The organism is Thalassotalea euphylliae, from assembly GCF_003390375.1.
Classification (GTDB): Bacteria; Pseudomonadota; Gammaproteobacteria; order Enterobacterales; family Alteromonadaceae; genus Thalassotalea_F; species Thalassotalea_F euphylliae_A.
Window position 1 is genome coordinate 1,546,296 of the sequence record NZ_QUOT01000001.1, and the last position, 17,706, is coordinate 1,564,001.

Consider the following 17,706-nt stretch of genomic DNA (forward strand, 5'->3'; position numbering starts at 1 on the left):
TTTACGCTCCTTTCTCTGCACGCTCTGCAACAATGCCAGCGCTTTGCTGCTGAAGAATATTGATAATGCCACGGCTACGTGTGGTTAAAATGGTAGAGATAAACACCATAGGAATCGCCACAACTAAGCCAAGTACTGTGGTAACAAGCGCTTGTGAGATACCGCCAGCCATTAATTTCGGGTCACCTGTACCAAACAAGGTAATTGCTTGGAAGGTATTGATCATACCGGTTACTGTACCTAGTAGACCGATAAGCGGTGCGACCACTGAGATGATCTTTATCATGGTTAAGCGTGACGTAAGCTGAGGCACTTCTTTTAAAATACGCTCAGAAAGTTTTAGCTCTAAGGTTTCAACATCAACATCTTTGTACTCTTCTTTCGCCATTAATACGCGGCCTAACGGGTTATCGTTAGAAGGTGTTGCCGTTTTAAGCTGGCGGTTTACTTTGTTACCCACTAGGAATAATGCGATGAAACGTTCAAGCGCAATAAGTAAACCAATCGCACCAATCGCCAAAATCACGTAACCGACAGGGCCACCTTGGTCAACACGTTCTTGCGTATCAGGTGCTTGTACTAACAAGCTTAAAATTGAACCACCTGTTGGGTCTAATGCAAATGCGACTTGTTGCGTGCCTTGTGAAGGGTTAGCTGCAGTCATATCAGCCGCAGTACCTAAGTAACGACCAGAAGGCTGACGAATTAGCTCAGCAACACTGCCTGTCTCACTGATAAATTCTAGGTACTTGTTGTTAGCGACTAAGTTGAAGTTACCAATACGCGTCACAGTTGCTGTTTGTTTTGAGCCATCAGCTAACACTACTTCGCGATCGAAACGCACTACTTTCGCACTTTCCGTCATTTCACGTTGTAATTCGAACCAGATTTTTTCAATTTCTTCAATTGACGCAAGCTTTGACGAAGAGCCCATTGATTGAGCAAACTCATCTAAGAAAGCTTCACGGCCAGGGATCTGTGCTGAAATAACTGAGTTTTGGAACTTGCTTTTGGTATCACCAGCCACTTGCTGAAGCACACCAAATAGCTCTTTTAACTCACCTAAACGCTTATTTAACGCGTCTTGACGGTTGGCTAATTCAATTTCATTATTTTGAAAGTTAGCTTCTAACTCAGTACTTAGCTTGATTTGGTTGTCACGCTCGTTAGTCGCATTTGCTAGTAACTGGTCTTGCTCAGACTTACGCGCCATAAAGTCAGCTTCACGCTGTTTGTTTTGCTGAGTTTGAGCAACTTTACCTTGCGCTAATTGTTCAAGTAACTGATCTAAGCTAGTAGCTTCTTGAGCGTTAGCAGCAAAAGCAGCAGAAGTTAGGGTTACTGCTGCCAAGAAAGTTGAAACGTGCTGTTTAACACGGTTTAAAGATTTCATGTTTACGGTAACTCCACTTATCTTAAGGTAGATGGTTCTGAAACGTTAACCGGAACAACTACTAGGTCCGGTGCTAATTGTTTACGAGCGATACGTAAGGCCTTGTTGATATCAGTGCGGTAGCCTGCGTCTAAATCATCCCAGCTTTTACTGTCTGTATTCCAAGCGCCCATGCGTGAACCGTCGCGTGTTTGGTAGACGTAAGCAACACGGCCAATGCGTAGGAAGTCAACGTCCATTTCTTTACCGTCTAGTTCAAGTAAATCGCTATACGCTTCAATAGTGCGACCGTAATCAACTTCAACTTGGTAAGCTTCCATCACTCGGCGGAATTTTTCAGAAGCAGAAATATCAGCGCGCTCCATCATCGCCTTAAGGTTGGCAACACGTTTACTGCGCTCCTCAGATAAGAAAGGTACGTCTAATGAAATAAAGGCTTCGAGGGTGTCGATCATGCGTGCCATTAGTGGCGAGATTTGACGCTCAATAATGCTTACTTGCTCCATTGAACTCGCTAAGTCTGTTAATTCCGTTAGCTGGTTATCAATTTGCTTTTGCATTTGACCGTTATAAACGTTCAAACCATCAATTTCTTTGTTAACCGCTTTAAACTGTTGAAGCTTGCTTTGAATTTGATCGGCAATTTTATCGATTTTTTGTTGTGACTTGCCGGCAGATTGGTTGATTTCTTGGCCAGCTTTCACTGCTTGATCTAGCTGCTCAGATTGAGCAGCAAGCGCAGATGAAGCCATACTTGCCATGCCTACAAACAACCCAGCTTGCGCCAGTTTTGACAATTTCATAAGAGTAAACCTTAGAGTGTTTAGTAAAATGCGTTAGTTGCGAGGTAAAGCACACGACTAACGAATAAAGCTATAAAAATAGATGCTAAGAATTTTAAGTTTGAAATGTGACGGTTGTGTTTCGCTAATGTTTCAGCTTTATTAAATTACAGTAAGGTGACGTTTTTCTTACCGTTTTCAAAATATCGTCACAAAAGTGTACAGCAAGCTATAACAACTTAAGCAAGCCTAAATTAGGCGCGTCGGGGAACTTAAAGTGCTGATGTAGGTCGGAAGAAGTGTTCAAAATACATTCACTTCTCCTCTTTAGTTGAGGTTTAGTTTTAGTTTTAAAAAAGGAATGAAGTTACTAGCAATGGATATGAGCAAATCGTTACTTAAAGGCTTGTTGGTTTGTTGCTTACTGGCAAACTTATTCGCATGCTCATCGATGTCTTTTGTTGGCATGTACAGAATGAGTCAAATGGATCCAATGACGATGGATCCAGCGCAAATTAGCGTCGCGATAAAAACCGATCAGGCAGTTGAAATAAAAAAAGGGGCTGCGACTATTACCTTCCGATACCAAAGTGAAGATCAGAGCAAAGACCAATCAATCGATATCGACAAGGTATTTGAAGTGGTAGTTGATAACCAAAATAAAGCGGCGTATGAACTGTTTGGCAAGTTAAAGCCGACAGAGGTTGTTACTTCATTGTCACTCACCGCCGAAGATGCGCAATTATTTCGAGGCTTTCAACAACAAATCGCAGCTCACAAAGCTAACGGTGGTAAAGGTACAGGGTCGTTTGGTTTAGGGTTAACCGACTTTTGCTTACCTGAGCCCATGCCTAAACGAGATCTTATGGTCGATGTCTACCTGCAAACCGATCAACAAGATGGCTTTTTTAAATTCCTAAGTGATGTAGACATTAAAGAGCAGGCAAAAGCACTGAAAGAAAAAGGTAACTCATTGAAGTGTCGCTCATAACCGTTTAACGCGCCTTTGGCTATTTTAGCGAGCGCCACCAGCGCTCAGGTGATACCGAATTGTTTAGCGCAAAAAACTCTCCAAAAACAGGAGTTGAAAGCTCAACATTGTTTTCTTCCGCCAGTTTAGTTATGCGCTCTAATGGCTCATCCCAGTCGTGTAGCGCTAAATCAAAGGTGGCATTGTGAATTGGCATCATAACTTTGCCTTTTAGATCCAAATGCGTTTGCAGGCTTTCCTCAGGGATCATATGTACCCCTTGCCACGCTTCGTTATAAGCGCCGGTTTCAACAAAGGTTAAATCAAACGGGCCATACTTTTCGCCAATTTCTTTAAAGCCTGAGAAGTAACCGCTATCGCCACTAAAAAAGACGTTAGTTTGTGGCGTGCGAATGACAAAGCTTGCCCACAGCGACTGATCGCGATCAAATAAACTTCGACCTGAAAAGTGTTGCGTTGGCGCGGCAACAAATTCAATGCCTTTAGCACTGACCGACTGCCACCAATCAAGCTCAACAATTTTGCTTGCTTCTACGCCCCACTTTATCAGTTGATCACCAACTTTTAGCGTAGTAATAAATTGTTCAGTTTTATCTTTTAGTTGAGCAATGGAGCCTTTATCGAGATGGTCGTAATGATTATGGCTGATCAGTACGATATCAACGTACGGTATGTCAGCTAATTCAATTGGCGACTCATGAAAGCGCTTCGGCCCTGCCCATTGCACAGGTGACGCTCGCTCACTGAACACAGGGTCAACCAAGATCACTTGCCCGTTAACTTTCAGTAACATCGATGAATGACCAAGCTTAACGCCAGTGTTATTTGGTGCATCGAGCACATCATCAAAAGAGAACTTAGTGACAGGCAAAGTAACAGATGGCATGGCCGCACTTCGTTTACCACCAAAGTGCTTTTTCAAAAAGGTTGCAATGGTTTTTGAGTCAACAATGTACTCAAACTCGGTATTTTCAAACTTTGCCATTAATTTGCTATGCCTGCGTTATCTCGTTACAAACCTATTCTTAACTTTTTCACCGCCAACTCATAGTTGGGCGAGCTATTCTAGCATTGGCTACGACTAAGTCAGTAAAGCTAAGTAGAATAATTTGTACTGACTTATCTTACAGTGAAGAGCTTTACGGTAAAGAGCCTTATGGTGAAGAGCTTTATGGTGACTAGCGTTGTGCTAAATAGTGTTGTAAATAACTAATCAGCTACAACTCTCGCCACCATCGATGGTTTGCCTGTGGATTAGCTAAATCAAAAAACTCACCAAAAATAGGCGTTGCCAGTGTTACCTGATTCGACTTTGACAATTGGGTAACCCGCTCAAGTGGCTCATCCCAATCATGCAGTGCCAAGTCAAAGGTGGCATTGTGAATCGGCATCATCACCTTACCTTTAAGATCAATATGCGCCTGCATACTCTCTTCTGGCAGCATATGAATTTCCGACCAAAGTTTATTGTAGGCACCGGTTTCAACAAAAGTTAAATCAAATGGCCCATATTTCTCGCCAATTTCAGCAAAGCCACTAAAGTAACCACTATCACCGCTAAAGTAGACATTAATATCTGACGTTCTGATCACCCAACTTGCCCAAAGCGTCAAATCACGGTCCATTAAACCACGACCTGAAAAGTGCTGTGTTGGGGTCGCAATATATTCTACGCCATTAACCTGCGTTTTCTGCCACCATTCAAGTTCGGTAATTTTCTCTTCTGCTACGCCCCATTCACGCAAATAGTCACCCACGCGTAGTGGCACAACAAACTGACCTACTTTTTCTTTAAGCTGCTTTATCGCGCCTTTATCTAAATGATCATAATGATCATGGCTAATGACCACGACATCAACCTGCTCAATATCAGCCAGTTTGATTGGTGGCTGGTGAAAGCGCTTTGGCCCAGCCCACTGCACTGGCGAAACACGTTCACTAAAGACAGGATCGAGCAAAATAACCTGCTCGTTTACTTTCATTAGCACTGAAGAGTGCCCTAACTTAACTGCACTGTTATCGCGCACAGCGCGAATTTCTTCAAATGTTAGCGGTTTAATCGGTAAAGTTGATGGTGGCACAGGCGCAGCACGCTTAGTGGTGACATACGACTTGATGATTTCCCAAAATACACCGAAATGCGTTTCATATTGCGTTTCGGTATTGTGAAATTTTTGCTTTGACGTTTCAGTTTGGCTAAACCAAGAGAAAATCGACAATGCCATCACTAGACCTCCAATCCAAACTAATTTTGATTTCACTAACTTTGACTCTTTAGCGGCGCTCACAGAACAACCCTTTAAGTAAACTATTCGGTGTAGTTTAATTATCACTCAACCAAAAGTAAACTAAAGAGTGTAAAAAATAATTGAATTAGTTGTTATAACTAAGAAGTGAAATGACATACACCATTCCCTCAACGCGAAACAAAATAAAAGATTTCATGAGCCCTATATACTCAAACTAATGCCTGGGTAACGCACTTCAAGCGTTTATTCGCGTCACTTTTGTTACATATGAAAAGGTTACATATGAAAAGTTTAGTAAATCGAAAGTCTAGCCTCAAAAAGCGAGTTATTTACTCGGTAAAGTTAAATTAGGGGAGCTAATTAACTGCTGTACAGCTTGATAGGCATTGTCTTTAAAGTCTCGGTTGTCAATATCCGAGAATAGCCTGCCTTGCTCACCAATAACTCCTGTTAACCCGCGTAAACTTGCATAAAACCCACCGCTTCGGAACTCGCTATTGAATAAGCCATCGACATAGCGCTTAGCGCCAGTTTCGATACCATGCACCTTGCCCAATAACAGCATAAATCGCATCATGGTTTTCATCACTAGCTGCTTAACTAAAGGTAAGGTATTAAAACCGTCAGTCCCAACAGTTGCCCCTGGACTCATGGTAATAAATCTAAGGTTTGGGTGCTGACGTGCCATTGCTGACATCCACATGGCGGCCATATATTTGATTGAACCATAGTGATCTGTAGCATCTTTGTTACCTTTAAACTGGCTGCCCTCAAATAAACTACCATTGGCAATCGCGGCAAATTCATCAACCGATGAAGTTGTCAAATTTGGCCGTTTCATGCCCATTTCTTCAACCCCACGAGCGGCCTCAGAGCCTGCATATAAGGCTGCATATTTAAGCTTTCCTGCTTCAATAAGCTGCTCAGTTAGCAGCGCATGGCCAAGTAAATTCACCGCGAAAATATTAGTCACACCGTCGCTGGTTAGTTGATCGTATTGACGACCACCAGTGCCTCCGGCATTCATAACCAAGGCATCAATACTTTCTGGTAGTCGCTTAACTGCCTGACGAACAGAGTTAAGATCGCTGACATCGATAAGTAAAATTTCGAAAATATTCCTGCCAGTTGACGCCGCTAACTCGGTTTGCGCGGCCTTTGCTTTTTCTTTATTTCGACAGCCTAGATAAATTTTTTCAATGTCTGGCTTGGCAGCGAGTTGTTTCGCTGCTTCTTTACCTAAGCCGGCATTTGCACCAGTTATAAGTACACTTTTAATCATGTTGAATCTCCAAAGCTTTATCTAAATATAAAAACTAAAAAGCGAGGTGCTTTAATGGCAATAAGATTAATCAATCGTCGATTGTGTTTTTTGATATTTCTTGCGGTCTTTAAATTTGCCTTGATAAAACGACCACAAAATTTAAGTGCAACTGAGCGATTAGGTTGGCTTAATACGAGAAGACGAGATACTGAGATGAAGGTCAGAGGCTTAAGTTAAGAGGCGTAAACCTAGTGACGAAAACGATTATTTCAGGTCAGCCACTAGGGATAGCTTTTAGGTTTCACCATTAGGCTTTGGGCACAATGGGAATATTTAAATAAATTTTATTGTTAGGATCTGCATCATTAAAGCTCGCGGGCAATAATTCAAAGTCTGGTTTTTCTGCATACTCATAGTCACTTTTTGGTAACCAGCTTCCCCAAATATACCTCAGGGTATCCTCAAGCTTAGCCAGTGGCCCGATATGAGTGAATCTTGCGTATCGCTGCGCGCTCAATTCACGGGTGATCATGCCCTCTGGCACTTCGCCAAAATTAGCCACTTGCGCCGCGCAAATATAGACAAACGTCGTGTTATCTTCAGTTTCTTCATAGGCTTCGTAAATGCCAAAAAAATCAGTACCGACCCGGTTAGGAATGCTGTTGCGATAAGGGGCAAATGCCGACCAAAGTTTAGGTAAACTCAAGGCGCCATCATCATACTGGCTAGCAATGCCGACAATTTTCATCGCCGGCTGGTCAATAATTTCCGGCGCCATAGTGAGGTTGTTTTGCAGATAATCTAATTCGCTTTCACTAAACGGCTGCTTGTACAAAAGACGAAACGGCTCATTGATTTTGCGATACTGGGCTGGCGTGATGTTAAATTGTGCTTTAAAGGCGCGTGTAAATGCTTCTTGTGAGTCAAACTGACAATCTAACGCTAACTCCAATATGCCAACTTCTTCGGTGAGTAATCGGCGCGCCGCCATTGTTAATCTGCGCTTGCGCAAATACTCTTTCGGTGTGTCTCCAACCAATGCTTTAAATACCCTGCTGTAATGATAGGTGGAATAGTGCGCAGCAGCAGCGATCTGATGAACACTGATTTTCTCATCTAAGTGCTGCTCGATATAGTCGATACTGTTAAAAAATCGCTGCATAACCTTGTCCTGTTGTTCGTGTTAAACCAAAAGCGCGTCATTGTCGGCTAACTCATTTTCGGCGTAATCTTTTAGACCCGCCAGTAGTTTGCCAAAAGCGACAGGAAAGATCAGTCTTAGCAGCGGATAAAACGGGTAAGCCAATATTTTAAGTTGTGGCGATGCTGTCCAAATTACTTGGCAACTAGTGCTGTTAACTGCACGCACTGACATTTGCACATGGTTTTGTTTAAGCGGCACAATTGCAGGGTTGTTTACCGGTAACACGTCAAATGAAATGGTTTTGTTTTGCTCACTAAACTGGGTAATCACCTCTTTCACTTTGGCACCATTTGGGTTCTTACTCAGATCACACATTCGCCCTTGCATTGGTGCGCCTAGCTCACTGTCGCCCGCCCCAATAGCGGCTGAATGAGGAATTGGTCCCATCCATAAGTGTGCTTTATCAAACTGATGGGCAACCAAGTGCCACACTTGTTCAGCCGACTTGTTGATGGTAACTGATTTGGTAATCTTCATAGTAACTCCTTACGCGTTAAATAAAATCTAACTAGCCTTAGCTAATAGCGTTACTGTAAAGATTCTTCGGACTTAATTTTTGATATTTCTTGCGGTATTGATATGAGCAGACAATTTGCATTATTTACAACACATAAAAAAGGCGACCTATGGTCGCCTTTAGAAAATGGATTGGGTTGAGAAGGCTAATCGAATTCCCACTTAAATTGAACATCAAAACCAATACCACGAGTTTCGCTGCGCAATAAGGTGTTATCAAATTCAATTTCTTTTTCTTCATCAAGCAGGTTTTGCACTTTAAATTTCAACTGCGTTGAGAACGTTGGGTAGAAAGTGTAAACCAAGTCTAACGAGTGGAATGGTTGCTCATATGAGTCATCTTTATCATCAATACCAGGGATGATAATACGCTCACCAAACACGTTGTACGCTAAGTTAACTGTGTGGTTACCATTTGGATGATCGTAACCAAGATTAAGGTTAACCACGTATTCAGAATGACCCGTCATACGGCGTGTTGGGTTGGTAATTGATGTCGAAACACCGGTTTGCTCAACCACTTTTTGTGTATCGATTTGAATCTCTGAATCAGATAGCGTTACGTTACCTGACAAGAAAATATCGTTACCAATACCGCCCATAAAGTCGCCCCACAAATTGTGAATGAAGGCAAAGTCTTTCATGAACTCAACCTCAACACCATATACTTCCCCCTCTTCCGCATTGGCGATACGAATAAGCGGAGGACCATCTTGCGCTGGTGATTGCACAGACTCAATCGGGTCAGTCATATCTTTGTAGAATAAACCTACCGATAGGTTTTCACCTGTGTCTAAGTACCATTCCCAGCGTAAATCGTAGTTTTTCACCTTTGTGCTGCGTACCGAAGGTGTACCACCGATAGGGAACTCTGTTAGCGGGTCAATATAGGTTGCTGGTGCGACTTCACGAATATCAGGGCGAATAGTTGTTTCACCGTAAGATGCGCGGAATTGCATGGTTTCATCCAGAATATAGGTTAACGCGAGTGCGCCAAACACATCATCTTCTTGGAAAGCCAATGCTGCTAAATCTTCTACCGTAGGCTCAGCTGGTAAATCAAACTGCCCCGTTGCAGGGTCAAGTGGTGCAACCACTTGGCGGAAGTCTTCCCAACGCACACCACCACTCAAACGCCATGTGTTGTCAAAGAATACATCTGCTTCAAAGTAGTAAGCATCAATCTTCTGCGCTGATAAGTAATCATCACCCGCCACCGAGGTGTCACGAATAATTTGCTCCGTACCATTTAACGGCTGATTTAAAACAACATCGTCAGTTAAGATCTCGTTCATCTCAAAACCGGATAAATCAAGGCCGTTAAACGCTAGTGTATTGACATCAATACGACGGGCAAATGCTTGACGCGTTTTCTCGATGTAATTGGCACCGGCCTTTAATTCAACCTCAGTTGTGTCAAACGTTAGCGGTAGCGACACGTTAACGAATACGTTTTCAGCATCATCATCTAGGTTTTGGAAAGTATAACGAGAAGCCGTTGTCGCATTACGCAATGAACTTTCGTTTTCCAAATCGAAGACACCATCTTCATTTTCGTCCGCCAAAATATAGCGAGTTGAAATATTGCCCGGTGCATAACGATTTGAGCGTGAATCTGAATACATCCAGTCAATGCCCAAAAAGTTCAGCTCTGGGAAAGTATGGGTACCACGTAGCTGGTTAACAATCAGTTCTCGCTCTTCGTACGTTACTTCAGCGTCACGCACGCGCAAGCCGTCAGATAACAACACGTTGTTGGTGTTACCTAGCTTGTCTTTAATTTGGTCTTTGGTGTCGTGCAAGATGATCGAGCTAAAATCTAACTTGTGATCACGCAAGTATTCAATACCGAAGTTGAACATGCCTGACCATTTAACAGAATGCTCAGTTGATACCACATCGTCAAAGCCGCGCACTAAATCAAATGAGCCGTCAGGGCGCAGCACGAAATCTTGACCTTCGTATTCTTCCGATACTTGCCACTCATTGTCGTAAGATAGTGCTGTTAAGAAACCGTAGCGGAAATCACCCGCGTCGAAACGGTTACCTAAGGTCAAATCTAGGCCAACATCGGGATCGGGATCTTCTGATTGCGGGTCATAGTCTTTATACAAATCCGCGGCAATCGCGCGATTATCAGCTTGTGATAACTCGCCTAGCGCATCAAAGTTACTCCATAATTGGCGCAGTGCTGCTGGTGCTTCACGAGTACCATCGTCAATACCGTACCAATCGTCGCCACCGCCCTCGTAGGTTAAACCATTTGAACTGTTATCTGTATTGCCACCAATGTTGCCAGCAATATTGAAAACCAATTGCGAAGGAATCGACTTTAAGCGGATATCAACGTTACCACCACCGAAATGCGCTTGCATTGATGGTGAGTAAGATTTTTGCACCGATAATGATTCGATAATTGATGACGGGAATAAATCCAGCGGAATAACAGTACGTGTTGGATCCGGCGATGGTACAGAAGCACCGTTTAAGGTAGTGCTTGAGTAACGTTCACCTAAACCGCGAACATAGATGAATTTGCCATCGACTAGCGTTAAGCCAGTAACGCGTCGAAGTGCTGCGGCAGCGTCGCTGTCACCTGTTCGTGAAATTTGCTCGGCACCTAAAATGTCGGCGACGAATGCTTGGTTTTTACGCTCTTCAATTACCGCACTGGCGGTACCTTTTAAACGACTGACTTTGACAACAACTTCCTCTATTGCCGCCGCTTCATCAGCTTCTTGTGCCGTCGCTTGAACACCAGCTAAGCCAGACAATACCGCCACAGCTAAACTTGATAATCCAAAGCGCTTAATATTCGTGTTCATTTCAAACCTCTTTAGAATGGCTGACCTGCTAATGCTTGTTGGTCAGTTGCTAAATGGATACTGAGAGTAGAGAGTTCAGGCTAAGATAAAATGCCGCCAACTTAGCGCTGGCGGCAATCATTTATCTCATCAAATCGTTATTCATTGATGGGGCTCAGATTACTCTAGACCAACAGTCCATCCTGCAGTCCAATCGTTGTCTTCTGATACCGCGCCGATGTGGTTAGCGTTGTCGAAGAACGGGTGTGAACCGAAGCTGTATGGCGTGGTTGTGTCGATAGTGTAGATACCGTTAACAACGTCTGCTACGCCTGCTTCTGTGCTGTTATCAGCGTTAACATTTAGTACCCAATCCATTAGGTCAAATGCACCTGATGAGCTGTCTTGGCTCTTGAAGTTTTCGCTACAAGCAAATACTGAGTTAGTAATTACTGTGTCGCCAGCGATTGCTTGGTCAACCGTTGTACCTGCTTCTAGCTCTAAACACTCACCTGCTGCGTTAGTGACAACAAAGTTGTGAAGTTGAGCGCGAGTACCTTCACGTAAGTAAATACCTTCAGAATCTTTGTCGGCTGTGTCGAAGCTGTTACCAATAATGGTCATGTTAGCAATCGTTGGGTTTGACTGAGGTTGCTTGCTTGGATTTGAACCGTCGTTATCCGCTTCGATTGCACGGTTCGCTTCACCGCCGTTTTCGTCATGCTTAACTAGTACGTATTGCATGTTGCCGCGGAAACCGTTGTCCCAGTCAACTGAGTCATCTTTATTTGAAGTCAGTACTACGTATTTCGCGTTAACCGCACCACCGAAGAACTCAACACCGTCATCTGCGTTTTCATGTACTTGGATGTATTCAACCGTTGTACCTGAACCAACACCGCCGAAAGTGATACCGTTTAACTCGTTATCTGGTGCGATTTCAAAACCAGCGTGCTTAACTACAACGTAGCGTAAGGTACCTGAGTTATCTTCCCAGTTCTCAGCAGTATCAGCACCACCGAATACAGCACCTTCTTCGACACCTTCCACTTGTAGTGCACAGTCTGAACCGTCAGATGGGCATTTGTTTGAAGGCGCGTTACCTAAGATAACCATACCGCCCCATTGGCCAGAACCAGTCGCTTCACCATTAACGTCTTGGCTAGAAGTAAAGGTAATTGGATTTGCTGCTGAGCCTAGCGCTTCAATTTTTGAATCACGGCTTACCACAATGTAGTCACCACCAGAGCGACCGAAGATAGTGGTACCAGCTTCAATTGTTAAGGTTGCAGAATCAGCTTTATCGTTACCTACGAATACCGGGCCGTCTAATGCGTATAGGTTGCCAGACGTTAGCGTTAAGTCAGAAGTAATGGTGCCTGAAATTTCACAAGTTGTGTTACCCGCAACTGGTGCTATTGCTGTGGTACCTGTTGGACAGCCTTCTTGCTCAGCTGGTGCCGTAATTTCACCGCCGCCAAAACCGAATGCCCAACCTTGACGCCAGTCATTTGTACCATCAAATGCGCCTTGGTAATCCGTTGAATCGAACCAAGTGTCGATTGCAGCAGGATCTTGACCGGCACCTAACAGTGGCGACTGCGCACTAGGTACACCGTTTTCATCAACTAAAATTGATGAACTTACAGCGTTTGAAGGCTCCGCAGTAAACCAAGCAGCTAGATCAAAATCACCTGCGTTTTTGAAGTTTTCGCCGTTAGTACATGCCATGGTGCTGTTTTGCATGACAATGGCACCAGACTCGGCATTAGTCACAGTTTGACCTGCTTCAAATTCTAAACACTCACCCATCTCAGACGGGCCAGTTACTACTGCGTTGTAAATTTTTGCTGAAGTACCTTCGCGTAAGTAGATACCTTCAGAATCTTTATCAGCCGTGTCGAAGTTGTTACCCATAATTGTCATGTTAGCAATAGTTGGGTTAGACATTGGCTCTTTGTCTGGCGTTGAACCGTCGTTATCTGCTTCGATTGCGCGGTTAGCTTCGCCGGCATTCGCTGCGTGCTGTACGAAAATGTGCTGCATGCGACCACGGAAACCGTTATCCCAGTCGATGCTGTCGTCGCGGTTACCGGTTAACACTAAGTGTTTAACATCTACCGCACCACCGAAGAACTCAACACCGTCATCTGCATTCGCGTGAACTTGTAAGAAATCAACGGTAGTACCTGAACCAACACCACCGAATGTCACACCATTTAGCTCGTTATCAGGTGCAATTTCAAAACCAGCGAACTTAACAACAACGTACTTAAGTACACCTGAATTATCTTCCCAGTCAGTACCACCAAATACTGCACCCTCAGCAACGCCTTCAACTTGCAGAGCACAGTCAGAACCGTCTGAAGGACACTTGTTAGATGGCGCATTACCTAGAATAACAATACCGCCCCATTGGCCAGCAGTAGCTTCTTCACCTTTAACATCTTGTAAAGAAGTGAAGATAATCGGTTCTTGGCGCGTACCTTCTGCCATGATTTGTGCATCACGATGAACAACAACGTAATCGTTACCTGATTGACCAAATAATACTGTACCTTCTTCAATCGTTAAGGTTGCGCCTGCTTCAACTTCTAATGCACCACTAATGGCGTAAAATACTGGCTTACTGCCGTCTGATTTAGCTAGTGTCGTATTTTCAGACACTTGACCATCAATCACTTGTACTTGAACGTCAAAACCTACCGCGGCACTAACTTCAGCTGATAATGAAGAAGAAGGGATACCCGGTAAATCAGCACCTGTATCAGGGTTAGTTGGTGCCGGGTTGGTGATGTTAGTATCACCTACTGAGTTATCAACGTTTGAAGAAAGTTCAATATCACCGCCACAACCGGCTAGTACCAAGGCAGCTGAAACTGCACTTATCTTAAAAAACTTAGTTTTAAATAGGTTTGTTGATTGCATTTTGTTACCTGCTCCGCAGAAATTAGTGTGTACATCATGTATTTAGAATTGCGGCTAATCGTACGAGGCAAAAATGACAGAAATGTTTTGGAAATATGTACTTTTTATTGACAAAAAGTTACAGAGAAATGACAAAAAGCTAAGAAAACCATTGAAATAGCAGCCTGCAAGCAGGTTCACTAGAATTGCAAATTAGTCGTGCTTACTCGTTTATGACAGTAGTAAAGCCATTTAATGTCACTATTAATACACTTCTATGACATTTTTTGTAGTAGGTAAACTGACATTTAATTGCTTACAAAGCATCGTGTTTTTAGTATCTTACCAGCTAATCAAAGCTTTCTAATCATTTCGTAATTAAAATATCTAATAATATAAAGGGCTTACTATGAAAAAAATGATCGTTCCTGTTGTATTGTCAGCACTTGCTTTTTCCACTCCAAGCTATGCCAGCCACCCAATGTGTGGAAAAACAGAATTAGCTGACTTAATGGGTGATATGAAAGGCAGCATGAAAGCAGTAAAAAAAGCGGTGAAATCTGGTGATATTGAAAAAGTTTCAATGATCGCTAATGAGTTGATGACCGCTGTAAATCAGTCAACCGACCTTGTGCCATTGGCAATTAGTGACCAAAAGACACTGACCGCTAAACAACAAGCTGATTTTAAAAAGTACCAAAAAGGCATGGAATATTTGAAGTCTGCCGTATCAGAGTTAGCTCAAGCAAAAGACTTGCCTGCGATTAAATCAGCGTTAGGTAAAATTGGTAAGGCAAGCAAAAAAGGCCATAAAGCCTTCAAAATGGATTGTGACGATTAGTTGCGCTACCAATTCGTAAAATTATTTAATTGCAGTAATGACGAAATTTAAAGTTTGGGACAATTTCACTCGCATCTATCATGTGAGCCAACTGATTTTGTTGGCTTTGCTTTGGTATTCAGGTGAGCAAGGTGATTTTGATCTCCATTTTATCTGCGGTTATACCATGCTGGCTTTATGGATAAGTCGTCTATTCTGGGGAGTCTTCGGCAGTCAAACCTCGCGGTTTAGCTATTTTCTTGCATCCCCAGTAAACGCCTTACGCTGGTTAGCCAAACCTCACCAAGCTTTCCCAGGCCATAATCCATTGGCTGCCTATATGATAATTGCATTACTGCTTAGCCTTGGTATGCAGCTTATCTCTGGTTTGTTCGCTACAGATGATGTACTGGAAGAAGGGCCACTTATCTATAGTGTGAGTGACTCACTAGCAGAAACGCTGGATAGTTTGCATAATAGTAACTTTGATGTTCTGCTTGGTTTAATTGCAATACATATAATCGCTGCATTAGTGCATAGTTGGCGCGGCGATAACGTTATTAAGACGATTATTACTGGCTACACTCATCACAGTCACTCAGTTCAACTAAGATTCCGCTCAAGTTGGATTCCAATCGCACTTTGGTTAAGCTTATTTTTATTGTTTGGTTATTTGTGGCTTGGTGATGATGGTTTTTAGTATTAACTATTTAACCGCAATATAGATAGTACTATACGTATAGACTCAGTTAAGCACCTAGAGCTACTAATCGCTCGAGTGACAGCCTTAGCAACGAAAAAAGCCAACTTGAATTAAGTTGGCTTTTTATTACTTTCTTCTTACTACTTTCTTTTTTCTTTATACTACTTTGTGTTCGTATTCTGGGAACGAAACGCTGAACAAACTTGTTATCACCTACTAATCTTGAAAGATTGCTTCAATTGATAAGTTTTGCTGGCTCAGAATATCACGCAGGCGTTTAAGCGCTTCTACTTGAATTTGGCGAACGCGTTCACGAGTCAATCCAATTTCTGTACCAACATCTTCTAAGGTTGCCGCTTCATAGCCCATAAGGCCGAAACGCCGCGCAAGTACCTCGCGCTGTTTGCTGTTAAGCTCACCTAACCATTCGATAATGTTGTTGTTGAGATCGTTACTTTGCAAATCACGCTCTGGCCCTGCACCTTTCTCGTCTGGGATAACATCGAGCAAGGCTTTATCAGAGTCGCCACCAAACGGTGTATCTACCGAGGTAATGCGCTCATTTAAGCGGAGCATTTTGCTCACGTCAGCAACTGGCTTATCGAGCTCTTTAGCAATATCTTCTGCCGTAGGTTCATGATCTAGTTTTTGCACTAACTCACGGGCAGCACGCAAGTAGATGTTGAGCTCTTTAACGACATGAATGGGTAAACGGATGGTTCTGGTTTGGTTCATGATGGCACGTTCAATGGTTTGACGTATCCACCAAGTAGCATAAGTTGAAAATCTAAAGCCGCGCTCTGGATCAAATTTCTCAACTGCGCGAATTAAACCTAAATTGCCTTCTTCTATCAGATCTAACAATGGTAGGCCGCGATTGTTATATCGCCGAGCTATCTTAACTACTAATCGAAGGTTACTTTCTATCATACGCTTTCGTGCCTTCTCGTCGCCTTTTAGCGATAAACGCGAAAAGTAGACTTCTTCTTCGGCAGAGAGCAAAGGTGAAAAACCAATCTCACTCAAGTATAACTGCGTTGCATCTAGGCTTGCAGAGACCTCTTCCTGAGTTTTAACTGAAGGTTCCGTATCAACTGTGCTTTGTTCAACATTTATTGCGTCGATTTCTTTTTCTAAGCCCATATTACTTCTCCCATCAACTAGCAAAGTTAAGTATTAATTATTCAAGTTATCTCCATTTTTATTCTTTTTATAACGCTATCGTTTAGGTAAGTACTTCATAGGATTCACTGATTTTCCACGAAAGCGAACTTCAAAATGAAGCATGACTCTTTGCGCGTCTGTGTCACCCATCTTAGCTATTACATCACCAGCTTTGACTGATTGCTGTTCTTTTACCAACAGCTCGTCATTATGTGCATAAGCACTCAAGTAGTCGTCGTTGTGTTTAACAATGATGAGCTTACCGTAGCCTCTTAATGCACTACCCGCATAAACCACCTTACCATCAGCTGCTGCTGTGATTCGATCGCCACGCTTGCCAGCAATATCAATCCCTTTGTTTCCTTGCGCTGCGGTTGAAAAAGTCGCGATGACTTTTCCTTTAGCAGGCCATAACCAACGCCGGATTTTCTGCGAAAAGTTACTAGCCGTTGTAGCAGGCTTTTTGCTTATTTTTTGCCCACTTGCAGCTTTACCATACTCCTGCTTTTTGGTCGTTGCAATAGCTTTTTTAGGCGCTTTATTGGTGGTAGTACCAGAGCTTTTAGTCGAATTATTTGCCGAGCTCTTATTCCTACTGGGCTTGCTTGAATTTCCACTAATTTTAAGTTTTTGACCAGGAAATATACGATAAGGAGGTAACAAACGGTTTAGTTTAGCGATGGTTCTAACGTCGCTATTCGCACGCCAAGCAATGGAGTAAAGGGTTTCACCTTTTCTTACGGTATAGGATGAACTTTTAATGCTCGCGGGTGTTTGTGTTTGCACAGAAACAGTAGAGCGCGACTCGACTACTGGCGCAGGCGTGTTTCTAGTGCTACAGGCAGAAAGCACCAGAAGGCTAACAATAATTAGAAAAAGGTGACGGCTAAACATCCTGTAATTTTACGT

14 protein-coding genes are annotated in these 17,706 nt (G+C 43.0%); 3 read left to right on the top strand and 11 right to left on the bottom strand.

Annotated elements, in window-relative coordinates:
* Window position 1: 1 nt before the first annotated feature.
* Both DXX94_RS06875 and DXX94_RS06880 read right to left on the bottom strand, forming a co-directional pair.
* On the bottom strand, window positions 2-1,393 hold the full coding sequence (locus DXX94_RS06875) for a MotA/TolQ/ExbB proton channel family protein (protein WP_116014749.1): 1,392 nt from the start codon (window positions 1,391-1,393) through the stop codon (window positions 2-4).
* A gap of 17 nt (window positions 1,394-1,410) precedes the next feature.
* On the bottom strand, window positions 1,411-2,196 hold the full coding sequence (locus tag DXX94_RS06880) for a DUF3450 domain-containing protein (protein WP_116014750.1): 786 nt from the start codon (window positions 2,194-2,196) through the stop codon (window positions 1,411-1,413).
* Between the two features lie 361 nt (window positions 2,197-2,557).
* Here DXX94_RS06880 and DXX94_RS06885 point away from each other — a divergent pair, with 361 nt between their 5' ends.
* Window positions 2,558-3,166 carry a hypothetical protein gene (locus DXX94_RS06885; protein WP_116014752.1) on the top strand — a complete coding sequence of 203 codons (609 nt, stop codon included), beginning with the start codon at window positions 2,558-2,560 and terminating at the stop codon, window positions 3,164-3,166.
* A gap of 19 nt (window positions 3,167-3,185) precedes the next feature.
* Here DXX94_RS06885 and DXX94_RS06890 read toward each other — a convergent pair whose 3' ends face one another.
* The 7 genes from DXX94_RS06890 to DXX94_RS06920 all read right to left on the bottom strand — a co-directional run bounded on the left by DXX94_RS06890 (window position 3,186) and on the right by DXX94_RS06920 (window position 14,131).
* Window positions 3,186-4,151: an MBL fold metallo-hydrolase gene (locus DXX94_RS06890; RefSeq protein ID WP_116014754.1), complete on the bottom strand. Its 966-nt coding sequence runs from the start codon at window positions 4,149-4,151 to the stop codon at window positions 3,186-3,188.
* A 232-nt stretch (window positions 4,152-4,383) separates the two neighbouring features.
* A complete protein-coding gene (locus DXX94_RS06895) occupies window positions 4,384-5,427 on the bottom strand; it encodes an MBL fold metallo-hydrolase (RefSeq protein WP_181901501.1) in 1,044 nt (347 codons plus the stop codon).
* 313 nt (window positions 5,428-5,740) lie between these two features.
* The gene (locus DXX94_RS06900) at window positions 5,741-6,697 is read right to left on the bottom strand and encodes an SDR family NAD(P)-dependent oxidoreductase (RefSeq protein WP_116014755.1); all 957 of its coding nucleotides are present in this window, start codon (window positions 6,695-6,697) and stop codon (window positions 5,741-5,743) included.
* Window positions 6,698-6,986: 289 nt separating this feature from the next.
* Window positions 6,987-7,841: an AraC family transcriptional regulator gene (locus DXX94_RS06905; RefSeq protein ID WP_116006983.1), complete on the bottom strand. Its 855-nt coding sequence runs from the start codon at window positions 7,839-7,841 to the stop codon at window positions 6,987-6,989.
* Between the two features lie 21 nt (window positions 7,842-7,862).
* Window positions 7,863-8,360, bottom strand: coding sequence for an SRPBCC family protein (locus tag DXX94_RS06910; RefSeq protein WP_116006982.1), 498 nt, complete (start codon window positions 8,358-8,360; stop codon window positions 7,863-7,865).
* Between the two features lie 185 nt (window positions 8,361-8,545).
* A complete protein-coding gene (locus DXX94_RS06915; protein ID WP_116014757.1) occupies window positions 8,546-11,224 on the bottom strand; it encodes a TonB-dependent receptor domain-containing protein in 2,679 nt (892 codons plus the stop codon).
* A 159-nt stretch (window positions 11,225-11,383) separates the two neighbouring features.
* On the bottom strand, window positions 11,384-14,131 hold the full coding sequence (locus tag DXX94_RS06920; RefSeq protein WP_116014758.1) for a hypothetical protein: 2,748 nt from the start codon (window positions 14,129-14,131) through the stop codon (window positions 11,384-11,386).
* A 388-nt stretch (window positions 14,132-14,519) separates the two neighbouring features.
* On the opposite strand from DXX94_RS06920, the gene DXX94_RS06925 reads away from it, so the two are divergent.
* Entirely contained in the window at window positions 14,520-14,951 is a 432-nt protein-coding gene (locus DXX94_RS06925) for a cytochrome b562 (RefSeq protein WP_116014760.1), read from the top strand.
* A gap of 37 nt (window positions 14,952-14,988) precedes the next feature.
* Window positions 14,989-15,630 (top strand): cytochrome b/b6 domain-containing protein, encoded by a 642-nt coding sequence (locus DXX94_RS06930; RefSeq protein WP_116014761.1) that lies wholly within the window; start codon window positions 14,989-14,991, stop codon window positions 15,628-15,630.
* Between the two features lie 219 nt (window positions 15,631-15,849).
* Here the strand turns inward: DXX94_RS06930 and rpoS are convergent, their stop codons facing one another.
* Complete coding sequence (gene rpoS / locus DXX94_RS06935; protein ID WP_115999283.1) at window positions 15,850-16,776, bottom strand: RNA polymerase sigma factor RpoS; 927 nt, start codon at window positions 16,774-16,776, stop codon at window positions 15,850-15,852.
* 75 nt (window positions 16,777-16,851) lie between these two features.
* Window positions 16,852-17,691 (bottom strand): peptidoglycan DD-metalloendopeptidase family protein, encoded by an 840-nt coding sequence (locus tag DXX94_RS06940; protein ID WP_116014763.1) that lies wholly within the window; start codon window positions 17,689-17,691, stop codon window positions 16,852-16,854.
* Between the last annotated feature and the right edge of the window lie 15 nt (window positions 17,692-17,706).

Excerpts from the sequence above, each read along its gene's own strand:
- DXX94_RS06875 (WP_116014749.1), bottom strand. The coding sequence starts at position 1,393 with ATGAAATCTTTAAACCGTGTTAAACAGCACGTTTCAACTTTCTTGGCA.
- DXX94_RS06880 (WP_116014750.1), bottom strand. The coding sequence starts at position 2,196 with ATGAAATTGTCAAAACTGGCGCAAGCTGGGTTGTTTGTAGGCATGGCA.
- DXX94_RS06885 (WP_116014752.1), top strand. The coding sequence starts at position 2,558 with ATGAGCAAATCGTTACTTAAAGGCTTGTTGGTTTGTTGCTTACTGGCA.
- DXX94_RS06890 (WP_116014754.1), bottom strand. The coding sequence starts at position 4,151 with ATGGCAAAGTTTGAAAATACCGAGTTTGAGTACATTGTTGACTCAAAA.
- DXX94_RS06900 (WP_116014755.1), bottom strand. The coding sequence starts at position 6,697 with ATGATTAAAAGTGTACTTATAACTGGTGCAAATGCCGGCTTAGGTAAA.
- DXX94_RS06905 (WP_116006983.1), bottom strand. The coding sequence starts at position 7,841 with ATGCAGCGATTTTTTAACAGTATCGACTATATCGAGCAGCACTTAGAT.
- DXX94_RS06910 (WP_116006982.1), bottom strand. The coding sequence starts at position 8,360 with ATGAAGATTACCAAATCAGTTACCATCAACAAGTCGGCTGAACAAGTG.
- DXX94_RS06915 (WP_116014757.1), bottom strand. The coding sequence starts at position 11,224 with ATGAACACGAATATTAAGCGCTTTGGATTATCAAGTTTAGCTGTGGCG.
- DXX94_RS06920 (WP_116014758.1), bottom strand. The coding sequence starts at position 14,131 with ATGCAATCAACAAACCTATTTAAAACTAAGTTTTTTAAGATAAGTGCA.
- DXX94_RS06925 (WP_116014760.1), top strand. The coding sequence starts at position 14,520 with ATGAAAAAAATGATCGTTCCTGTTGTATTGTCAGCACTTGCTTTTTCC.
- DXX94_RS06930 (WP_116014761.1), top strand. The coding sequence starts at position 14,989 with ATGACGAAATTTAAAGTTTGGGACAATTTCACTCGCATCTATCATGTG.
- rpoS (WP_115999283.1), bottom strand. The coding sequence starts at position 16,776 with ATGGGCTTAGAAAAAGAAATCGACGCAATAAATGTTGAACAAAGCACA.
- DXX94_RS06940 (WP_116014763.1), bottom strand. The coding sequence starts at position 17,691 with ATGTTTAGCCGTCACCTTTTTCTAATTATTGTTAGCCTTCTGGTGCTT.